The organism is Chitinophaga eiseniae, assembly GCF_900167135.1.
Taxonomy (GTDB): Bacteria; Bacteroidota; Bacteroidia; order Chitinophagales; family Chitinophagaceae; genus Chitinophaga; species Chitinophaga eiseniae.
In genome coordinates this window covers 1,175,524-1,191,779 of record NZ_FUWZ01000001.1, presented here as the reverse complement: position 1 = coordinate 1,191,779, position 16,256 = coordinate 1,175,524, and the positions used below count along the sequence as shown (strand labels likewise).

The following is a 16,256-nucleotide window of genomic DNA, read 5'->3' as shown; positions in this document are numbered from 1 at the left end:
AATCAGGCTTTATGCTGTGCCAGCAACAGCAACAGCGCGGACATAGATATGTTCAGTACCCCGCGTAACGCTTCCAGCGCACGGGCATACAGTTTATAGGCCGCTTTAACAGAAATTCCCATGACAGCGGAAATATCATCGTATTCCATTTCCTCATAAAAACGCAGGTAAATGATCTCTTTCTGCCGGGCGCTCAGTTTCTCCAGCGCCTGCAGCAGCTGTTGGGACTGTAGTCCCGCGGCCTCCTTTTTTACATAGGCCGATTCGGCAGAGAATGTCAACCGGAAATCGTGGTGCGGTTCATAAGGGACCACTTTCCGGATACCTGCCGGTCTCAGTTTATTATAAATACCGCCCCGGAGGGCTATCAACAGGTACAGGCGGGGGTCCCGGGCCTGCTGTATGGTACTGCGGTTCGTCCAGAGTTTAACAAACAGGTCCTGGATACAGTCTTTTACCAGCTCCTCCTGGTCGTGCAGCCGAACGCCATATTCATATAACACCGGGAAATAATGCCGGTAAAGGGACGACAGCGCGTCTTTATCCCCTCCCAGGAATGATTTCCACCATGTTATAGGTTCAGCTGCCAGTTCGTTCATGATAAGCGCGTCGTTGTTGAAAGGTTTTTCATTGATGGCCGGCTTCCGCCCATGGCGGGCGAAGCGCGAATAGATAAATGGACATGGCGAATTTACATAATACGAGGCAAAGTTGGGAGGGGTTGATAAAATTTGGCAAATTTATCTTGTTAAAGCAACGGCGTCAGGTATGGGTTATGGCGATATACAACAATTAGTTATTATACTTTATCCAGTATGGTTTCATCTCTCCTGCGCGGTTCTCGCTCAGATCTGGTATAAAAGATATTAATCCATCTTTATCCACAATGTTATCTACTTCTCCTGCCTGATTATAAAACACGACAGCATTGTCAATTTTGTTAACCTTACCGCTCATTAGATCATAATTAATCACCTTATCATTAATATGGTCCAGTCTTCCATCCACGCCGTAGCTAAAGTGGACGACACCAATTTTCTCAACTCTTTTATACAATCCGTATTTTAACTCCGTTGAACCTACTTTAGTAATAAATCCGCTTATATCGCATACGACCGCAACATCACCGACTTTGTCAATATAGCCCAGGACATTGTAATGGACGTTAGCATTCAGCTCCGTTAATTTTCCAGCCAAACTAACATACAGGTTAACACCTTCTACGTTTAGTTTAAAACAAACTTTGCCATCGCGGGTAAGGAGGGCTTTGAGGTCCTGAGCGCACAATGCAGAGAAAGACAATAACAGAAAAAATGTCAGGAAAATTCCAATACTTTTTTTCATCGGTATCTGAATTTATATATAGGTTAAATACGATCTCTATTTGAAGATAAAGAAATTTTGTCAAAGGAGTGAATGGTAAAAAAATAACACCTCCCCGCCGCCAGCGCTACCATCCCCGCTCCCACCAAAAGCCCCACAGCGGCCAGCCATAACCCCCACAGGTATACGTCCACCGGTACTTTAAACACGCCCGGCAGTCCCTGCATGAGCAGTAATACCTCATTAAACGCCAGGGCGATGATAAACACCATCATGCCCAGTCCGGCCAGTACTTTCGCGGTGACAAAAAAGCCGGCGTACAGCAGCTGGGCAAATAGGTAGAGGGTCACGAAGCCCAGCATCACGAGGTGCAGGTACATAATAATCATGGGCCGACTCGCGAAAACGGCATTGCCGACAGCCGGGAAAATAGTGAGCAACTGCGCCAGTGTTTTGAGGGCGAAAGCCATCAGCGCCAACGCCCCGATGCGGCGTGCCAGGGGATTGACGTTGTACAGCTCCGGCTTCACAGAACGGGTCATTTCCGCGAAGCGGGCCAGTACAAGCAACAGCAGCACGCCGCCTGCTCCGGCCACGACGCGGACCACTGCCGGCGGCTGATGCCAGAGGTAGGAAAGAAACAACGTTGGCAGCACCGATGCACACAACGCCAGGGCAAAGCGGAAACGGACCTTCTCCGCAGTGACCGGCCCCAGATGGTGACAGAAGAGCGCAAAGACCCCGAGGGTGAAGAACCCGTTGTATTGCAAATGCAAATAGGTGTAGATGGCATCGTGGTAGAATACTGTGTTCCGCTGATGCGTGGCCATCATATAAGCGAGGGAGAAGGGCCCTGCACAGGATATCGCCAGGGATACCAACGATCCGGCCGCCAGCAGAGTGACCGACCGCTCCGTGCCCGCTTTCAGCAAATCCCGGATAAACACCCACCCAAACGCCCAGGTGCACACGATGAATAAAGTGGAGAAGATAATCGAAAAAAGCGCATACCCCTGAACAGGAAAACTCAGCAGCATGCCCACGGAACTGATGAATACCCCTGACAGTAAAACCGGGTATATTCTTTTACCGCTACTCCCGGCGGGCAGCAAACGGTAGGCCATCAGGGTAAATAAACAAAGCGTGATCCATCCGCCGAAGGCGAAATGAGAATGCGCATACAACCAGTGACCAAAATTGATTCCCGGTAGCGGAAACAGGGCCCTGGTCCGCAACAGTAATCCCAGTAATGCCACGATCATCAGGTTGATGAGGGCGACAGTTATCCACTTCCGTTCCGTTGCCCCGGTATTTGCACGCTTCATAGGCCAGTTGTTTTTACCGGAGCAAAGTTACAATAAAGACAAAAACATCTTTTATAAAATAAAAAATAGCCGGCCGTTGATCCCGGCCGGCTATCTGCAATATTAGTGTTCTTTGCCCAGCAACCGCTCCAGCTGCGCATCCAGCGCATCGCGGCTACCTTCGCTGTTGCCTACCAGCTTCACCACGATCTTACCTTCACGATCTATCAGTATTTTGGTAGGGAAAGCCTTTACATCGTAAGCATCCAGCACGCCTTTCTCCTTATCGGTACTGGCGGCGGTGTTCAGCACATTGAGCCAGGTCATCTGATCGGTATCCATGGCTTTGGTCCACTTCTCTTTCCAGCCGGCCGGATCTCCCCGCTCGTTGGACACGCCGAGGATTTCAAAGCCGGCGGCTTTGTAACGGGCGTACACTTCCCGCAGGTGCGGATGGCTCATGCGGCAGGGATAACACCAGCTGCCCCAGAAATCGAGCAGCACCACTTTTCCTTTAAGCGATGCCAGGGTTACCAGCTGCCCGTTACGGTCTTCCAATGCTACCGCCGGGGCAGGCATGCCCGGCGCGATCTCCCGTGCCTTGGCTAACCGACGGCCATAAGCCACCCCTTCGGGAGATGTTTTGAGCGAAGGTAACATCCCGTCATACAAAGGCCCGATCACCACAGGATTTATTTTAGTACGGGTATATTCCTGCAACAGTTTCAGCATAATACCGGTTTGCGGGTGCTGCTGCATAAACCGCAGCTTAGCCGCTTCCCGTTCATCATCATTCCGGTAGGAAAGCCGGGTGACTGCTGCAATGGCCACACTGTCTTTGGCGTTATACGCCGCCTCCCGCTTCGCCCCGTACTCCTTTTCACCGCGTTGATAAATAGCGGATAATTCCGCTTCTATCGCCTGCCGGTCTGCCTCCGCAGCGCCGCCGGTGACAGTCGTTTCCCGTAGTTCACCCGCAGACGTTGCGGTCAGTGCAGCGGCATCAAGGTAAAACGTGTGCTCGTAAGGTTTCAGCAGGCGCGTCTGGCGGTAGTATTCGGCATCCTTGTCTCCGGGTTTCAGGAATAACGTAGCTTCCACAGGATACCCCACCTGTCCCTTAAAATGATATGTCTGCTGCTGCAAGCGGCAACTGTCCAGTATCGCCTTTCCCTGCTGCTCATAACGCAGGTAGATATACGAATTGACGGCCAGCGTATTTTTAGCGAGCGTCCCTTTGAGCGTGAACGACTGCCCCTGCACAGCGGTGGCCCCCATCAATATTACGCTTAACAAAATGCTTGTTCTCATGGTTCCGTGTTTTTATTCGTCATTCCGCGGCATAGCAGGATTGAACTGCAATACCGCCAGCGGTATCTGCAACGTATAGCGGGCAGCGTGAGGCGCCAGCGTGGCAATGACCTCATTGTTGGCATTATAACGGTACACCGCCGGCATCTTGTTTTCTGCGTCCAACCGGCGCATATCTATCCAGCGCAATCCTTTGAACGCCAGTTCCAGCCGGCGTTCCCGCATCACGAAGCCCATCACTTCCGCAGCATCGGTGGAAGACAAAGGCTGATAGACTTCTTTTTTGATACGGCATTTACGGATATCGTTCACCTGTGTCAGCGCTTCCGGCAGCCTGCCGCCACGGGCGGCCGCTTCTGCGATGATCAGTTTCATCTCCTCTACGCCGGTACCAAAATTAGAGACGGCGCCACTGGGATTAAAGTTCGCTACTCCCCGTTTGGGATAGGTATAATCACCGGTATTCTCATAAAACAATTTCAGCCGCAGGTCATTCACATCAAACATTTTCAGCAGGGCAATAGTAGGATACTCCCTGGAGGAAGCATTGGTAGAATACCGTGCATACAGGTCAAACGGCCGGATGGCCATATTCGGAATAGCTGATTTATTCGTGATGGTATTGTAGTCTATAATAGCCGGCGGATTGTCTCCCAACGCCAGCCGCGCGTTCTCTGCCGCATCTTCGTAGCGGCCCATACAGAGGTACGTACGCGCCAGCACGCTGTAGGCAGCTGTAGCAGCTCCTCTGAAACGATTGCCCGTATTATTGGCGTTCAGATCGGGGATGGCGGCATTGATATCTTTGATGATACGATCATAAATGTCAGCTACCGTACTGCGGGGCGGTGTTTCCTCGGCAATATCCACAGACGTCATAAAGGGAACGGCCAGATCTTTGGTGGCTGTAGCGGCGTTGTAAGGTTTGCCGTACAGGTTCACCAGGTACAGGTATTCAAAAGCCCTTCCCAGCAATGCCTCAGCCTTGATACGGCGTTTATCCCTCACCGTACCGTTACCTGCGGCGTCTATACCCGCCAGCACCGCATTGTAACGGTATATATTTCCGTAGTGTTTACCCCAGAAAGCAGGTGGTATCTTCGTATCTACGGTGTACTGGTTGGCCCACAGATACACCAGGTCCTCCACCCTGTCAGGCGTTTGAGGAATAGTGGTAACGTCTACATCGTCAGACAGCAGGTTCAACTCCCGGGCACCGCTGGAAGTGAGGTCCTGGCTGTTCAGGAACAGATCGTAGTCGCTTACGTTGGTCAGGATGGTTTTGCCGATAGGCTCCACATCGAGATATTTCTTACAGGAGGCTGCCGTTGTAAGCAGAGCAGCCATGCCATATATCATCCATTTGTTGCGCATATATTACAGTTGACACATTAGAAATTGGTGAACAGACCGATGGTGTATGTAGGCACCAGGAACCTCCTGGCATAGTTGCCGGTGGCGATGCTGTAGTTATATTTATTCAGGCCGATGGTCGTTATATTGGAAGCCTGTAATTTCACTTCGAAGTTGGTAAAGCCCATCCTTTGTATGGCAGGCAGCTTACGGAAGTTGTAAGACACGGTCACATCGCGCAGCACCAGGTAAGCGCCGTTGACCACCCGCGTATTGGCGTAGTTGTACACATAAGAATGATAAGCATTGTACAACCAATAAGGATAGAGGCCCATCACATCGGTACGCTGCTCATCCCCTTTCTCCCGGAAATAATTCCCGGCGCCAGCCAACGGTCTGCTGTCATAAATAGAAGGCGCGGGAATCCTGGTTTTAAAGCCACCATAGTAGTCAATCATGCAGTACACGTAAAAGTTACCAATATCAAACCGGTTGCTGATACCGGCGGTGATAGTAGGGATACCGGCCCCGTTGTATTCCAGGTCGCTCAGCCCTTCATCCAGTGCAGCATATCCCGGCGTTTTTACTTTTCCGGCGGCATTGTACATCAGTGGCAGGCCGGCGGTATCCAGCCCGGCGAAACGATAACTGAATACCGCGCCGGCCGGATAGCCCACTACATAATTATTGGTCAGATAGGTGTAGGAATTTAATTTATTGTTGACATACAGGTCCAGCACCTTGTTGGTGTTACGTGCCAGCGCTATGCCGGTGTTCCAGTTGAACCGTTTCCGCGTGATCCAGTCTGCATGGAGGTTGAGCTCCACGCCCTGGTTACGGATAGAAGCGGCGTTCAGCATAGCGCTGCTGGCGCCTTTGGTGGGGTCCAGCTGGGCGGCTGCCAGCAGGTCCACGCTGTTACGCTGATAGTAATCCAGGCTGCCATAGACACTGCCGAAAAAGCGGAAGTCCAGGCCGGTATTGAAGTTTTTGGTCTGCTCCCAGCGCAGGGCGGCGTTCTCCATTGAAGCCAGGTTCAGCGAAGTGGAAGTGGGCGATGTGCGCAGGTTGGTAGCGTATTTAGCCACGATCTGCGGAATGCTCGCTTTGGAAGTATTACCGTTAAAACCATACGCCACCCGAAGTTTCAGGGCATCCAGCCAGGTGGCATGTTGCAGGAAAGCTTCCTGGTCGATGTTCCAGGCGGCGCCTACTGACCACAGCGGCTTGTAACGGAAACGGGGATCGGTGCCGAACAGGTTGGACTGGTCCACCCGCACGCTACCAGTCAGCGAGTATTTCCCCTTGAACGCATATACGCCGTTGAAGTAGCCGGACACATAGCGGTCTTCCTGGTAAGTTTTCCCGAAGAGCTTATCGAAATTCAAAGTGGGATTGCGGCCGGCGAAGTTGGAAACCCAATACCCGGTGAGGATCTTATTGTAGTCTACCGGCTGCTGCAACAGCGTCTGATCGTTATATCCAAAAGTGGCGCTGGTAGAGGCTTCCGCCACTACCTTCCGGTTTTCCGCTCCCAGGATCACGTTGAATGAATGCTGGTCCCGGATAATTTTATTATAGTCCAGCTGTGCACGTAAGGTATAGCTCACTGCACTGCTGTTCATCTGGTTGATATAACCGCCCTTCGGTACATTAAAGAGAATGCCTGCAGGAGTTTGTTCCGCATAGGCGTTCACGTACTGACGCGCTTCAGAGGATTTTTCGCTGGCATAATGTTTCAGGTCTGAACGGGAGTTCTCGTAGATACCGCCAAATCTGAGCGTAAACCCATGGCCGATACGGTAACTGAAATTAGCGATCACTTTATTGTTGACTGTTCTGTTCCGGTCTTTGATCTCGTTCATATTAACCAGCGGGTAATTCATATTATCGTACAACCCTTTCTTGATGATGGTATCGTTAAACACCGGGTTCATGTTGGAGCCGGCGAAGATCGGGGCAGGGCTGCCATCGGCGTTCTGAAAACGTTCGTAACCGTATACGTTCATAAAATCGGGTACCGGCGCAAGCAGATTTTTTGTTTCCAGGTAATCGGTGGTCAGCTCCAGGGAGAAACGTTTGTTAAAATTGTAATTGGCGCGGCCGGAAAGCAGGAACCTACTGTCACTGTTATTCATTTTGGTAAACCGGTTGGCCGTATAGTTGGCCGACACATAGTAGGTGGCCTGTTGTGTGCCGCCGGAGAGGTTCAGGTCATACTGCTGATTAACAGCGGAGCGCAAAAACAACCGGCTATAGTCTGCCGCATTATCATAGCTCCCCATGGCGGCGAAACGTTCTTCCAGCTGGGCTTGCGTGATATACCCGGCTTTTTTGTCCAGGAGGACTTCGAACCCGGGCTGATAAAAATTATAGCTGGTGCGGTAAGCCGACCAGTCTACGGGTAAATCATCGCCGTCTTTGTACGAATCGCGCAGGTAGTTCAGCTTGGCGGAGCTGGGTGCCAGGCGGTAGGTATTGTATTTTTCCTTACCAGTAACGCCGAGGGTAGTACGAAAAGCAAATTTCGTATGGCCTATTTCCGCCTGTTTCCGTTCGATGATGATCACCCCGTTGGAGGCGCGTACCCCGTAGATGGTGGCGGAGGCAGCATCTTTCAGTACGGTCACGGATTTGATTTCATTGGGGTTGATGGCATCCAGCGTCAGCTCTGTGGGATAACCATCCACTACGATGAGTGGCTGTTTGTTGGCCGAAATAGTAGACAGGCCCCTGATCTGGAACAGTGAGTTTCCTTCAAACTGCATGTCTTTATTGATAAGCACGCCCGGTAGTTTATTTTGTATACCGGACAAAAAATCAGTACTGATACGCGATTCATATTCTTTGGTGCCGATAGCTGCGATGGCGCCGGTGCTTTGTTCCGGGCGGATACGCTGGTAGGCGGTGCTAACTTCCACCACACCCAGGCTGTGACGTCCGAATTTCAGCACCACTTCAGCAACAGCCGCCAGGTCTTCCGCCACGAAAGTACGTGGTTCGTACCCTACGCAAGACACCCTTACCGTGGCTTTGGCCCCCACATTGGAGAGCACATAGACACCGTTGCCGGAGGTCATGACACCGGTGGTGCCCACCGCGATGGTGACATAAGGCAAAGGCGCGCCCTGTTCGTTTTTCACAATGCCTTTCAGCAATACGGTACGCTCCTGCTGGCGACTCACCGGCGCTGTTTTACGAAACACCACGATGGCGTTGGGAAGCGTTTTATAACCGAGGTCGGTGTCGAGCAACAGCTGCGCGAGCGCTTCGCCCAGCGGTTTACCGTTACAGTGGAAAGACATGTCTTTCCAGCCGGCCACTTCGTCTGCCGGAAAAGAGATTTTACATCCCGCCTGTTTACCGGCTTCTGTCAGGATGGTTGACAGTGGCTGGTGTTCGAAGGACAGGCTGATGGTTTTCTGTAAGATCTGGGCATGACCCAGGTGCACATGCAAGGCAAATAATAGCAACAGGCATACTTTCCTCATGATGATAAGGCTTGGTTGATTTTTGAATTTCCGTATGAACGGATGATTACTGCGTTGTGACGGTTACAGTAGTGCCTGTAACGGAATAGGTATATCCAAGGGTAGTACAGACGATATCCAGTATATCGTTCAGTGATTCGGTCCCATAAAAGGCATCGGTGATGGTAACCCGTTTTTCTTTGTTCACCTGCCGCTCAAAGGTAAAATGCACCTGGTAGCGGGCAGACAGCCGTTGGCAGATTGTTTCAAGGCTGGTTTCGTTAAACAGCAGGTCTTTGGCCATCCATTCCACGGTGGGCGTAACGTTCTCCAGGGTGGATGGTATGGGCTGCCGGCGGTCGCGGAAGGTGAGCGCCTGGTTTTTCGTCAGTACGGCCACGGTCTTATGTTCCCGCTCTACCCGCACTTTCCCGCTGGTAACGGTGATGGTCACCTGCCGGTCTTTTCCGGCGGTATTGATATTGAAAGCGGTCCCTAACACGTACGTATATACGTTAGCACACCTTACGATGAAAGGATGACGTGCATTCCGGCGTATGTCAAAGTATGCTTCGCCCTGCAGGGTCACGAGGCGGTCTGCCTGGTCGAAGGCGGCTGACAGTTGCAGGGAACTGCCTGCGCGTAACAGTACGACAGAGCTGTCGGGCAGCACCAGGTGCCGGTCGTAGTTCACCACCTCATCCGGCGCCGGTGGCTTCGGTGTTCCCTGTGCGGCAACAGCAGCCACCGGCTGATGGGTATCGGTGACGGGCAATGGATAAAAGTACCGGGCCAGCAGGCCGCAAACGGTAATAACAGCCGCCGCGGCGGCTATCCTTTTCCAGGTACGGCGGCGATGGGTGACAGGCTGCAGCGTGGCTCGCTGCTGAAAAGCAGCGTAGTGGTCCCGCAGGTAAACATCATCCGTTACGTCCCAGTGGGGCGCCTCAGGCGCACCTCCCAGGCTTTCATACCATTGCTGCAAAGCCTCCAGTTCAGCATCGCTGCACTGGCCGGTATGATATTTTTCGAGTAACTGATGTAGTTTTTCCTGTTCCATGTATCTGTTTGACGTGCCTGCGAGGCACTACCGTTACCCGTTACACAAATATTTTTTATTCTAATAAAAGGAAATCGTGAGGGCATGACGAATCCCAGCAGTCCTGCCGTTACTCCTCCATGATATTTTTTTTAGGGGTTGGTTTTTAGCAAAAGATTATATCTTTATCCCGCCACCGTTGATGCTTTGATTTGAACTATTTGAATTATTACGAAACACATACGGACGACCAATCATTATTATCGCTTTGGGAGAGCGGCGATGAAGCGGCCTTTGCCTGCCTGTACCGCCGGTATTTTCCGCAGCTGGTAACGACTGCCTATCAGAAAACGAAAGACCGCTACATCGCCGAAGAACTGGCACAGGAAAGCCTGCTGGCATTTTATTATAAAAAAGAATATCGCCTGGACAATGTCGCCGCCTATCTGCAGGTGATACTAAGGCATAAAACCTACGACTATTTCCGCAAGACGCTGGTAAGGGAACAACATACGACGCTGGCGGCGCAGCAGCAACCGGCCACGGTAGAAGACACCACCCAGCAGTTGTACCGTACCGACCTGCTCAAGGCGCTCCAGCAAAAGGTACAAGCCCTCCCCGATCAATGCCGGACCGTGTTTCTCCTGAGCCGGAACAAACAGATGTCCAACCATGAAATCGCGGATGCCCTGGGCATCTCCGTCAATACCGTGGAACAACATATGCGGAAGGCCCTCAAAAGGCTGAGAGAAGGAATTGTTATTTTGCTGCTGATTTCGCTGCATCAATAAAAATTGTCGTAATATACTCCTCAGAATGTCCTGATTGCCCCCCGATGAATTAATGCATGGATTGTACTTTGAATTCTAAATGCAATGTTCGAAATATTCATTCACTTTAAAACTGTAATCCCATGGCATCTGCGCTTAATCCGTACCTGACATTTTCAGGTAACTGTGAAGAAGCTTTTAATTTCTACAAATCTGTATTTGGCGGCGAATTCGCTATGATCATGCGTTTTAGCGACAGCCCCCCGGAATATACGCCCCCGGAAGGCGAAAGAAACCAGATCATGCACATCGCCCTGCCCATAGGCAACGGTTCCCTTCTGATGGGCAGTGATGCACCTTCGCATATGGGCAAGGTGATCATAGGCACCAATTTCTCTATCTCTGTTTCGGCGGACAGTAAAGCGGACGCGGACAAACTGTTCAACGGACTGGCCGCAGGCGGAGCAACGATCATGCCCATGGCCGATCAGTTCTGGGGTTCTTACTTTGGTATGCTGACCGACAAATACGGCGTTGCGTGGATGGTAAGCTACGATGCGCCACGCAGTTAACCAGGAAGTCATAAACACTGCACATAAAAAGGGCCTCTCCAACGGAGAAGCCCTTTTTTTTGGGGGTATACCCGGTAATTTCTCAACCGGAAAAAAACGCTTGTCAATGGATCAGAAGCCCCATTTTTTCATGGCCGCCAGGTCCTGGTTAACAGATTCCAGCGGGGTCAGTGACTGGTAAGACTCCTGTTCCACGATAAAATATCTGGTACCGCCGGATTTGCGGCCTAAATCGATCACCTCTTTCACCGGGATAACGCCTTTGCCCAGCACAGTGCTTTCGAAGGCGCTGCCCATCTCTCCTTTCCCGGCAGCTTTCATTTCATCTTTTACATGCATCAGCTCAAAACGGCCGGGGTATTTACGCATGATCTCCAGCGCCACGCCGCCGGCATGATACATATTGCCAATGTCCAGCTGCTGTGCTACCAGCGCCGGGTCTGTATTTTCCAGGATCAGGTCGAACAGCTTATGCCCGTTCAGTTCCTGGCTGAATTCAAAATCGTGGTTATGGTAACCGAACTTCATACCTGACTTACGGCACAGCTCCCCGGATTTATTGAATACCTCCATATAGGCTTTAAAATCATCGTAGTTTTTACGCAGGCTTTCGTCAAGCCAGGGGCTGACCACAAATTTCTGTCCTACCACCGCCGCATCCTCTACGGTATATTTCCACGCATCGGTAAAGTCCCTGGCCGCCGGGTCCCAGTGGGTGCGCCCCAATACAGTATGACCGCTGGGCATGGACAGCCCGAGGTCGGCCAGTACTTTTTTAAACTCCGTGGGGGCGTAACCATAGAATTTGCGGTTCACGTAATTGGCGTGTTCTACATGACGGTAGCCCATGGCCGACAGCTGTTTGAGCGTACCCAGGGGATCTTTTTTCATATCTGCCCGGATAGAGTACAGCTGTATGCCCATCACTTCTTTTTTAGCGCCCGCCGCCAGCAGCGGCCGGGATAAAAGCGTGGCCCCTGCCAATGCCAGGGTACCTTGCCGCAGGAAATTCCTTCTGGAAATGTTCATCACGCAAAGATTTTATAAGAAAAAACAAGAACGCAAAGAAACGAATCTTATATTTGGTTGATTATAATATATGTCCTTCCCAAAATAGTTATTGTAAAGGATAAATACAATAGCCAACGGCCTATGCTATTCGTTTCTTTGCGTTCTTATACAATCAGACTAAACAAAGGCATCCGCTTTCGCTGCGCTCTTATCAACAAAACGCCTTCTCTGCGGTCTTTGCTCTCTTACTAAGCCTTTGCGAGACTAACAAACCCAGAAAGTTTCAGGGCAGGTTTTGTGTTGTGTGATCGGCAGGGTGCGGTTATGATCTTCTACCACAACGGTTTGACTGAGGGCGGCCACTTTGATTTTAGCCAATTTTAATTTGGCTGCGGGTTTCTTTTTCATAATTTACCGGTTTGAGTGATTAGAAATGTTAACAATTTAAAATAATCAGGACAGACAGAAAATCCCGCTTTTACGTGATTTTCCCTGCAGGACTGCCGCGTGAACGAAAGCGGACGCAGGATTGTAAATATTTTTTCCGGCAGCTGTCCAATTTGGTAATTTCCATTTGTTAAGGGGTGTTCTGAAACAATATTTCTCATAACAAAAACGCACTCATCATGGACGAATTTATGTTGATTTTCCGCCACGAAGATGGTAAGAAAATTGCCTCCCCCGAACAAATGCAGATATGGATGAAAGCCACCATGGACTGGATCGGCGGCATTGCCGCACAAAACAAATTTGTATTGGGCAACGGTCTCCTGTTTGACGACGCCCGCGTGGTACATCATAACAAAATGGTCACTAACGGACCTTTCGGAGAAATCAAGGAAACGCTGGGCGGTTATATTATCGTAAAAGCCGAATCTGCCGACGAAGCCGCTTCTTTTGCCAAAGACTGCCCCATTTTAGGCGGCGAAGGCAATACCGTGGAAGTAAGAAAGATCATCCGGGGAGAAGATATGCATTAGTTGATACAGTAACGGCTCCTGCCCATGGGCAGGAGCTTAATTTTCCGTTATGCAGCAACAGGAACTAATACCACATTTATTCAGGACTGAATTCTCCAGGGTATCTGCCGTTCTGTGTAAACATTTTGGTATCGACCATATAGAACTGGCGGAAGATATAGCCAGCGAGACCTTCCTGCTGGCGATGGAGACATGGCCCTATAAAGGCGTTCCGGAAAACCCTGCGGCCTGGTTGTATGTGGTGGCCAAAAACAAGGCTAAAAATTATTTCGCCCGCACGCATATGTTCCACGGGAAGATAGCGCCGGAGCTGAAACAAACCACCGATACACCAGCCCCGGAGATAGACCTCTCCGATAAAAACATCAGCGACAGCCAGCTGCAGATGCTGTTTGCCGTATGTCACCCTTCCATACCTCCTGAAGCACAGATAGGCCTGGCCCTGCGCATCCTCTGCGGCTTCGGCATTGACGAAATCGCCAACGCATTTTTGTCCAATAAAGAAACGATCAACAAACGCCTGTTCCGCGCCCGGGAGAAACTGCGGGCGGAAAAAGTAGCCATCGAAATGCCGGAAACAGCCGCCATACCGCAACGGCTAAACGCAGTACTCACCACGCTCTACCTGTTGTATAACGAAGGCTACTACTCCGAAAGCCAGGATACTGTTATCCGCGAGGAATTATGCATCGAAGCTATGCGCCTTACCAAACTACTGCTGGACCATCCGCTGACCAACACACCTGCCGTGAACGCGCTCATGGCCCTGATGTGTTTTCATGCGTCGCGGCTGCCGGCACGAAAAGATGAAAATGGGGCCCTGATCCTGTACCAGGACCAGGATGAAGCTTTATGGAACCGTACCCTCATCACCGAAGGCGCTTTCTACCTGCGTGCCGCCTCACAGGGCAGCGCGTTGTCGGCCTATCACCTGGAGGCCACCATCGCCTGGTGGCACACCATCAAGGAAGACACGCCGGAAAAATGGGATAACATTTTACAGCTGTACAACCGGTTGTTGCAGCTGCAATATTCGCCGGTAGCGGCCCTCAACCGTACTTTCGCCCTCGCGAAAGTAAAAGGCAACGCCGCCGCCCTGCCGGAAGCAGAAAAACTGGGCCTTTCCGGCAATCCTTACTACCATGCCCTGCTGGGCGAACTGTATCAGGGCATCGATAATCAGCAGGCGTTACAACACCTGCAACAGGCATGGCATCTCTCCAAAACCCAGCCGGAGAAACAAACGCTTCAACAAAAAATCGATCATCTGCCTACCACGTGATGTTCTACAAAAAAGGAGAAAAGGTATTCACGATAGGCATTGCCGATCAGCAACTCTGCTTCCCCTATCCGCACATCCTGGTGATTGAGGCTGGACACGTGCCGGAAATTAACCACCACCGATTTACTGATCCTTACAAAAATGTCCTGGGGCAGCTGTTCCAGCAGCGCTTTCAGGTTAACGCCCACCATCAGCTTGCGGTCAGACAGGTGTAATACGCTGTAATCCTTGATTCCTTCAATATACCGGCAGTCACTGAATACCACCCGGTGAAGGCGCCTGTCGGCCCTCACAAACACATGGTCCTTATGCAGGGCCGCAGTCTGCTGCTGTTGCTGCTTCCGGTGCCTTTTCAGATCGGCGAAGTCCATTGCCTTCTGTACCGCCTGTGCAAAACGCGCGGGGTGCACGGGCTTCACCAGATAATCGATAGCATTCACGTCATAGCTGTTCAGCGCATATTCCGCATAGGCAGAGGTGAAGATCACCAGCACCTCCGGCGGCAGCTGCCGGGCAAAATCCAGTCCTGAACCGCCAGGCATCTGTACGTCCAGGAAGACGAGATCCACAGGGTTCAACTCCATGAAATCCGCCGCTTTGTCTGCCGCCGGGAAACAGCCCAGCAACTGCAGCGATACATCCTGCGCTACCAGCAACCGGATCTTCTCCCTCGCCAGCGGTTCATCATCAATTACAATACAATTCATATGTTGATGGTTAAAGCTACCGTATATACCTGACCGTTATTATCAGTTTGCAGCGTATGCTCGTCCGGGTACAACAGCGACAACCGGCGGCGTACATTATTCAGGCCCGCGCCACCTGCAGGCGCCGCTTCGCGGGCCACGGGGTTGGAACAGGTGAACTGCAAACAGCCGGCAGCAGCGGACAGCTGCAAATGTATATAGGCGTTTCCGTTATAATTGTTATGTTTCACGGCATTCTCCACAAAAGGCATCAACAGGAACGGATGTAACAACACGTCCTGCACATCGTCGGCCACCCTGATGTTTATCTCCAGCACATCATGCCGCAGCTGCTCCAGATACAGGAAGTCAGTGATAAAATCCAGCTCCTGCCGCAGCCGAACGGGCCCGTTGCCCGATAAATACAGCTGGTAGCGAAGCAACCGGGAAAGAGAATGCACTACTGCAGAGGCCCGCTGCTGATCTGCATAAATCAGCGTATCGAGGTTATTGAGCGTGTTAAACAGGAAGTGCGGCGACAACTGTTTCTTCAGGTTCTCCAGTTCTGTCTGCAAACTTGCCGCACGATAATAGCTGGCCTGCATCCATTGCCAGAACAGCGGTATAGCTGTAGAAGCCGCTACAAGCGACAACATCATCACAAAAAACACACATACGTCCTGCAGCTCGTAAGGCTCAAAGGCTTTTCCCTCTTTCAGCATGGGCGCCACCAGCGGCTCCACCCAAACCGTCACCCCCAGCAACAGAGAGAGCAACGCTATCACTGCCGCGGCATAAGCGTAGTACCGGAAGCGCAATAGCAGTACCGGCACCAGCACATACTGGTTCACATAAGGGGCAATAAGGATAAACAGGGTAGCCAACACTTTCATGACCGGTTGCCATTGCGGCTGATAATCGTTCATTCCTACGATCAGGTATAACACCACCGCTGGCACCAAATGCTGGAAAACAGATATGATTCTTTTCCACTCGCTTGCTTGTATTTCCATTGTTTCGAAAAGCCGCCGGGAAACGAAGGTAACCGTTCATCTCACCAACCGGCTGATTTAGTCTACCAATAATACGCGGCTCGTCTGCCGCTACCCCTATCCGGCCATTGTTGGACACAACCGTTTGTTGGCCGCCGCCATG

15 protein-coding genes are annotated in these 16,256 nt (G+C 51.2%); 4 read left to right on the top strand and 11 right to left on the bottom strand.

From position 1 onward, the window contains the following. Positions 1-2: 2 nt before the first annotated feature. The 7 genes from B5D63_RS05020 to B5D63_RS04990 all read right to left on the bottom strand — a co-directional run bounded on the left by B5D63_RS05020 (position 3) and on the right by B5D63_RS04990 (position 9,821). A complete protein-coding gene (locus tag B5D63_RS05020) occupies positions 3-599 on the bottom strand; it encodes an RNA polymerase sigma factor (RefSeq protein ID WP_078667633.1) in 597 nt (198 codons plus the stop codon). A gap of 193 nt (positions 600-792) precedes the next feature. Further along, entirely contained in the window at positions 793-1,344 is a 552-nt protein-coding gene (locus B5D63_RS05015; RefSeq protein ID WP_078667632.1) for a hypothetical protein, read from the bottom strand. A 23-nt stretch (positions 1,345-1,367) separates the two neighbouring features. Then, on the bottom strand, positions 1,368-2,648 hold the full coding sequence (locus tag B5D63_RS05010) for a hypothetical protein (RefSeq protein ID WP_143312766.1): 1,281 nt from the start codon (positions 2,646-2,648) through the stop codon (positions 1,368-1,370). A 102-nt stretch (positions 2,649-2,750) separates the two neighbouring features. Then, on the bottom strand, positions 2,751-3,938 hold the full coding sequence (locus B5D63_RS05005) for a TlpA disulfide reductase family protein (RefSeq protein ID WP_078667630.1): 1,188 nt from the start codon (positions 3,936-3,938) through the stop codon (positions 2,751-2,753). Between the two features lie 12 nt (positions 3,939-3,950). Next, positions 3,951-5,312 carry a RagB/SusD family nutrient uptake outer membrane protein gene (locus B5D63_RS05000; RefSeq protein WP_078667629.1) on the bottom strand — a complete coding sequence of 454 codons (1,362 nt, stop codon included), beginning with the start codon at positions 5,310-5,312 and terminating at the stop codon, positions 3,951-3,953. 17 nt (positions 5,313-5,329) lie between these two features. Beyond that, positions 5,330-8,782, bottom strand: coding sequence for a SusC/RagA family TonB-linked outer membrane protein (locus tag B5D63_RS04995; protein WP_078667628.1), 3,453 nt, complete (start codon positions 8,780-8,782; stop codon positions 5,330-5,332). Between the two features lie 46 nt (positions 8,783-8,828). Continuing rightward, positions 8,829-9,821, bottom strand: a complete 993-nt coding sequence (locus tag B5D63_RS04990; RefSeq protein ID WP_078667627.1) for a FecR family protein — start codon at positions 9,819-9,821, stop codon at positions 8,829-8,831. A gap of 200 nt (positions 9,822-10,021) precedes the next feature. Between B5D63_RS04990 and B5D63_RS04985 the strand changes: the two genes are divergently transcribed. Further along, a complete protein-coding gene (locus B5D63_RS04985; protein ID WP_235021462.1) occupies positions 10,022-10,591 on the top strand; it encodes an RNA polymerase sigma factor in 570 nt (189 codons plus the stop codon). A 122-nt stretch (positions 10,592-10,713) separates the two neighbouring features. Then, on the top strand, positions 10,714-11,142 hold the full coding sequence (locus tag B5D63_RS04980) for a VOC family protein (RefSeq protein WP_078667625.1): 429 nt from the start codon (positions 10,714-10,716) through the stop codon (positions 11,140-11,142). A 111-nt stretch (positions 11,143-11,253) separates the two neighbouring features. On the opposite strand, the gene B5D63_RS04975 is transcribed toward B5D63_RS04980, so the two are convergent. Then, positions 11,254-12,171 (bottom strand): sugar phosphate isomerase/epimerase family protein, encoded by a 918-nt coding sequence (locus B5D63_RS04975; RefSeq protein WP_078667624.1) that lies wholly within the window; start codon positions 12,169-12,171, stop codon positions 11,254-11,256. A 246-nt stretch (positions 12,172-12,417) separates the two neighbouring features. Further along, entirely contained in the window at positions 12,418-12,561 is a 144-nt protein-coding gene (locus tag B5D63_RS34935; protein ID WP_159455891.1) for a hypothetical protein, read from the bottom strand. A 218-nt stretch (positions 12,562-12,779) separates the two neighbouring features. Between B5D63_RS34935 and B5D63_RS04970 the strand changes: the two genes are divergently transcribed. Both B5D63_RS04970 and B5D63_RS04965 read left to right on the top strand, forming a co-directional pair. Then, complete coding sequence (locus tag B5D63_RS04970; RefSeq protein WP_078667623.1) at positions 12,780-13,133, top strand: YciI family protein; 354 nt, start codon at positions 12,780-12,782, stop codon at positions 13,131-13,133. Between the two features lie 49 nt (positions 13,134-13,182). Further along, positions 13,183-14,415 carry an RNA polymerase sigma factor gene (locus B5D63_RS04965; RefSeq protein ID WP_078667622.1) on the top strand — a complete coding sequence of 411 codons (1,233 nt, stop codon included), beginning with the start codon at positions 13,183-13,185 and terminating at the stop codon, positions 14,413-14,415. Here the strand turns inward: B5D63_RS04965 and B5D63_RS04960 are convergent. After that, on the bottom strand, positions 14,397-15,122 hold the full coding sequence (locus tag B5D63_RS04960) for a LytR/AlgR family response regulator transcription factor (protein ID WP_078667621.1): 726 nt from the start codon (positions 15,120-15,122) through the stop codon (positions 14,397-14,399). The genes B5D63_RS04965 and B5D63_RS04960 overlap by 19 nt on opposite strands. Further along, on the bottom strand, positions 15,119-16,114 hold the full coding sequence (locus B5D63_RS04955) for a sensor histidine kinase (RefSeq protein WP_078667620.1): 996 nt from the start codon (positions 16,112-16,114) through the stop codon (positions 15,119-15,121). The genes B5D63_RS04960 and B5D63_RS04955 overlap by 4 nt, the downstream gene beginning before the upstream one ends. Between the last annotated feature and the right edge of the window lie 142 nt (positions 16,115-16,256).

What these genes read in the sequence shown, in the direction of transcription:
- B5D63_RS04980 (WP_078667625.1), top strand. Translation starts at nt 10,714, where the DNA reads ATGGCATCTGCGCTTAATCCGTACCTGACATTTTCAGGTAACTGTGAA.
- B5D63_RS04975 (WP_078667624.1), bottom strand. Translation starts at nt 12,171, where the DNA reads ATGAACATTTCCAGAAGGAATTTCCTGCGGCAAGGTACCCTGGCATTG.
- B5D63_RS05015 (WP_078667632.1), bottom strand. Translation starts at nt 1,344, where the DNA reads ATGAAAAAAAGTATTGGAATTTTCCTGACATTTTTTCTGTTATTGTCT.
- B5D63_RS04960 (WP_078667621.1), bottom strand. Translation starts at nt 15,122, where the DNA reads ATGAATTGTATTGTAATTGATGATGAACCGCTGGCGAGGGAGAAGATC.
- B5D63_RS04955 (WP_078667620.1), bottom strand. Translation starts at nt 16,114, where the DNA reads ATGGAAATACAAGCAAGCGAGTGGAAAAGAATCATATCTGTTTTCCAG.
- B5D63_RS04970 (WP_078667623.1), top strand. Translation starts at nt 12,780, where the DNA reads ATGGACGAATTTATGTTGATTTTCCGCCACGAAGATGGTAAGAAAATT.
- B5D63_RS05020 (WP_078667633.1), bottom strand. Translation starts at nt 599, where the DNA reads ATGAACGAACTGGCAGCTGAACCTATAACATGGTGGAAATCATTCCTG.
- B5D63_RS04995 (WP_078667628.1), bottom strand. Translation starts at nt 8,782, where the DNA reads ATGAGGAAAGTATGCCTGTTGCTATTATTTGCCTTGCATGTGCACCTG.
- B5D63_RS05000 (WP_078667629.1), bottom strand. Translation starts at nt 5,312, where the DNA reads ATGCGCAACAAATGGATGATATATGGCATGGCTGCTCTGCTTACAACG.
- B5D63_RS05010 (WP_143312766.1), bottom strand. Translation starts at nt 2,648, where the DNA reads ATGAAGCGTGCAAATACCGGGGCAACGGAACGGAAGTGGATAACTGTC.
- B5D63_RS04990 (WP_078667627.1), bottom strand. Translation starts at nt 9,821, where the DNA reads ATGGAACAGGAAAAACTACATCAGTTACTCGAAAAATATCATACCGGC.
- B5D63_RS34935 (WP_159455891.1), bottom strand. Translation starts at nt 12,561, where the DNA reads ATGAAAAAGAAACCCGCAGCCAAATTAAAATTGGCTAAAATCAAAGTG.
- B5D63_RS05005 (WP_078667630.1), bottom strand. Translation starts at nt 3,938, where the DNA reads ATGAGAACAAGCATTTTGTTAAGCGTAATATTGATGGGGGCCACCGCT.
- B5D63_RS04965 (WP_078667622.1), top strand. Translation starts at nt 13,183, where the DNA reads ATGCAGCAACAGGAACTAATACCACATTTATTCAGGACTGAATTCTCC.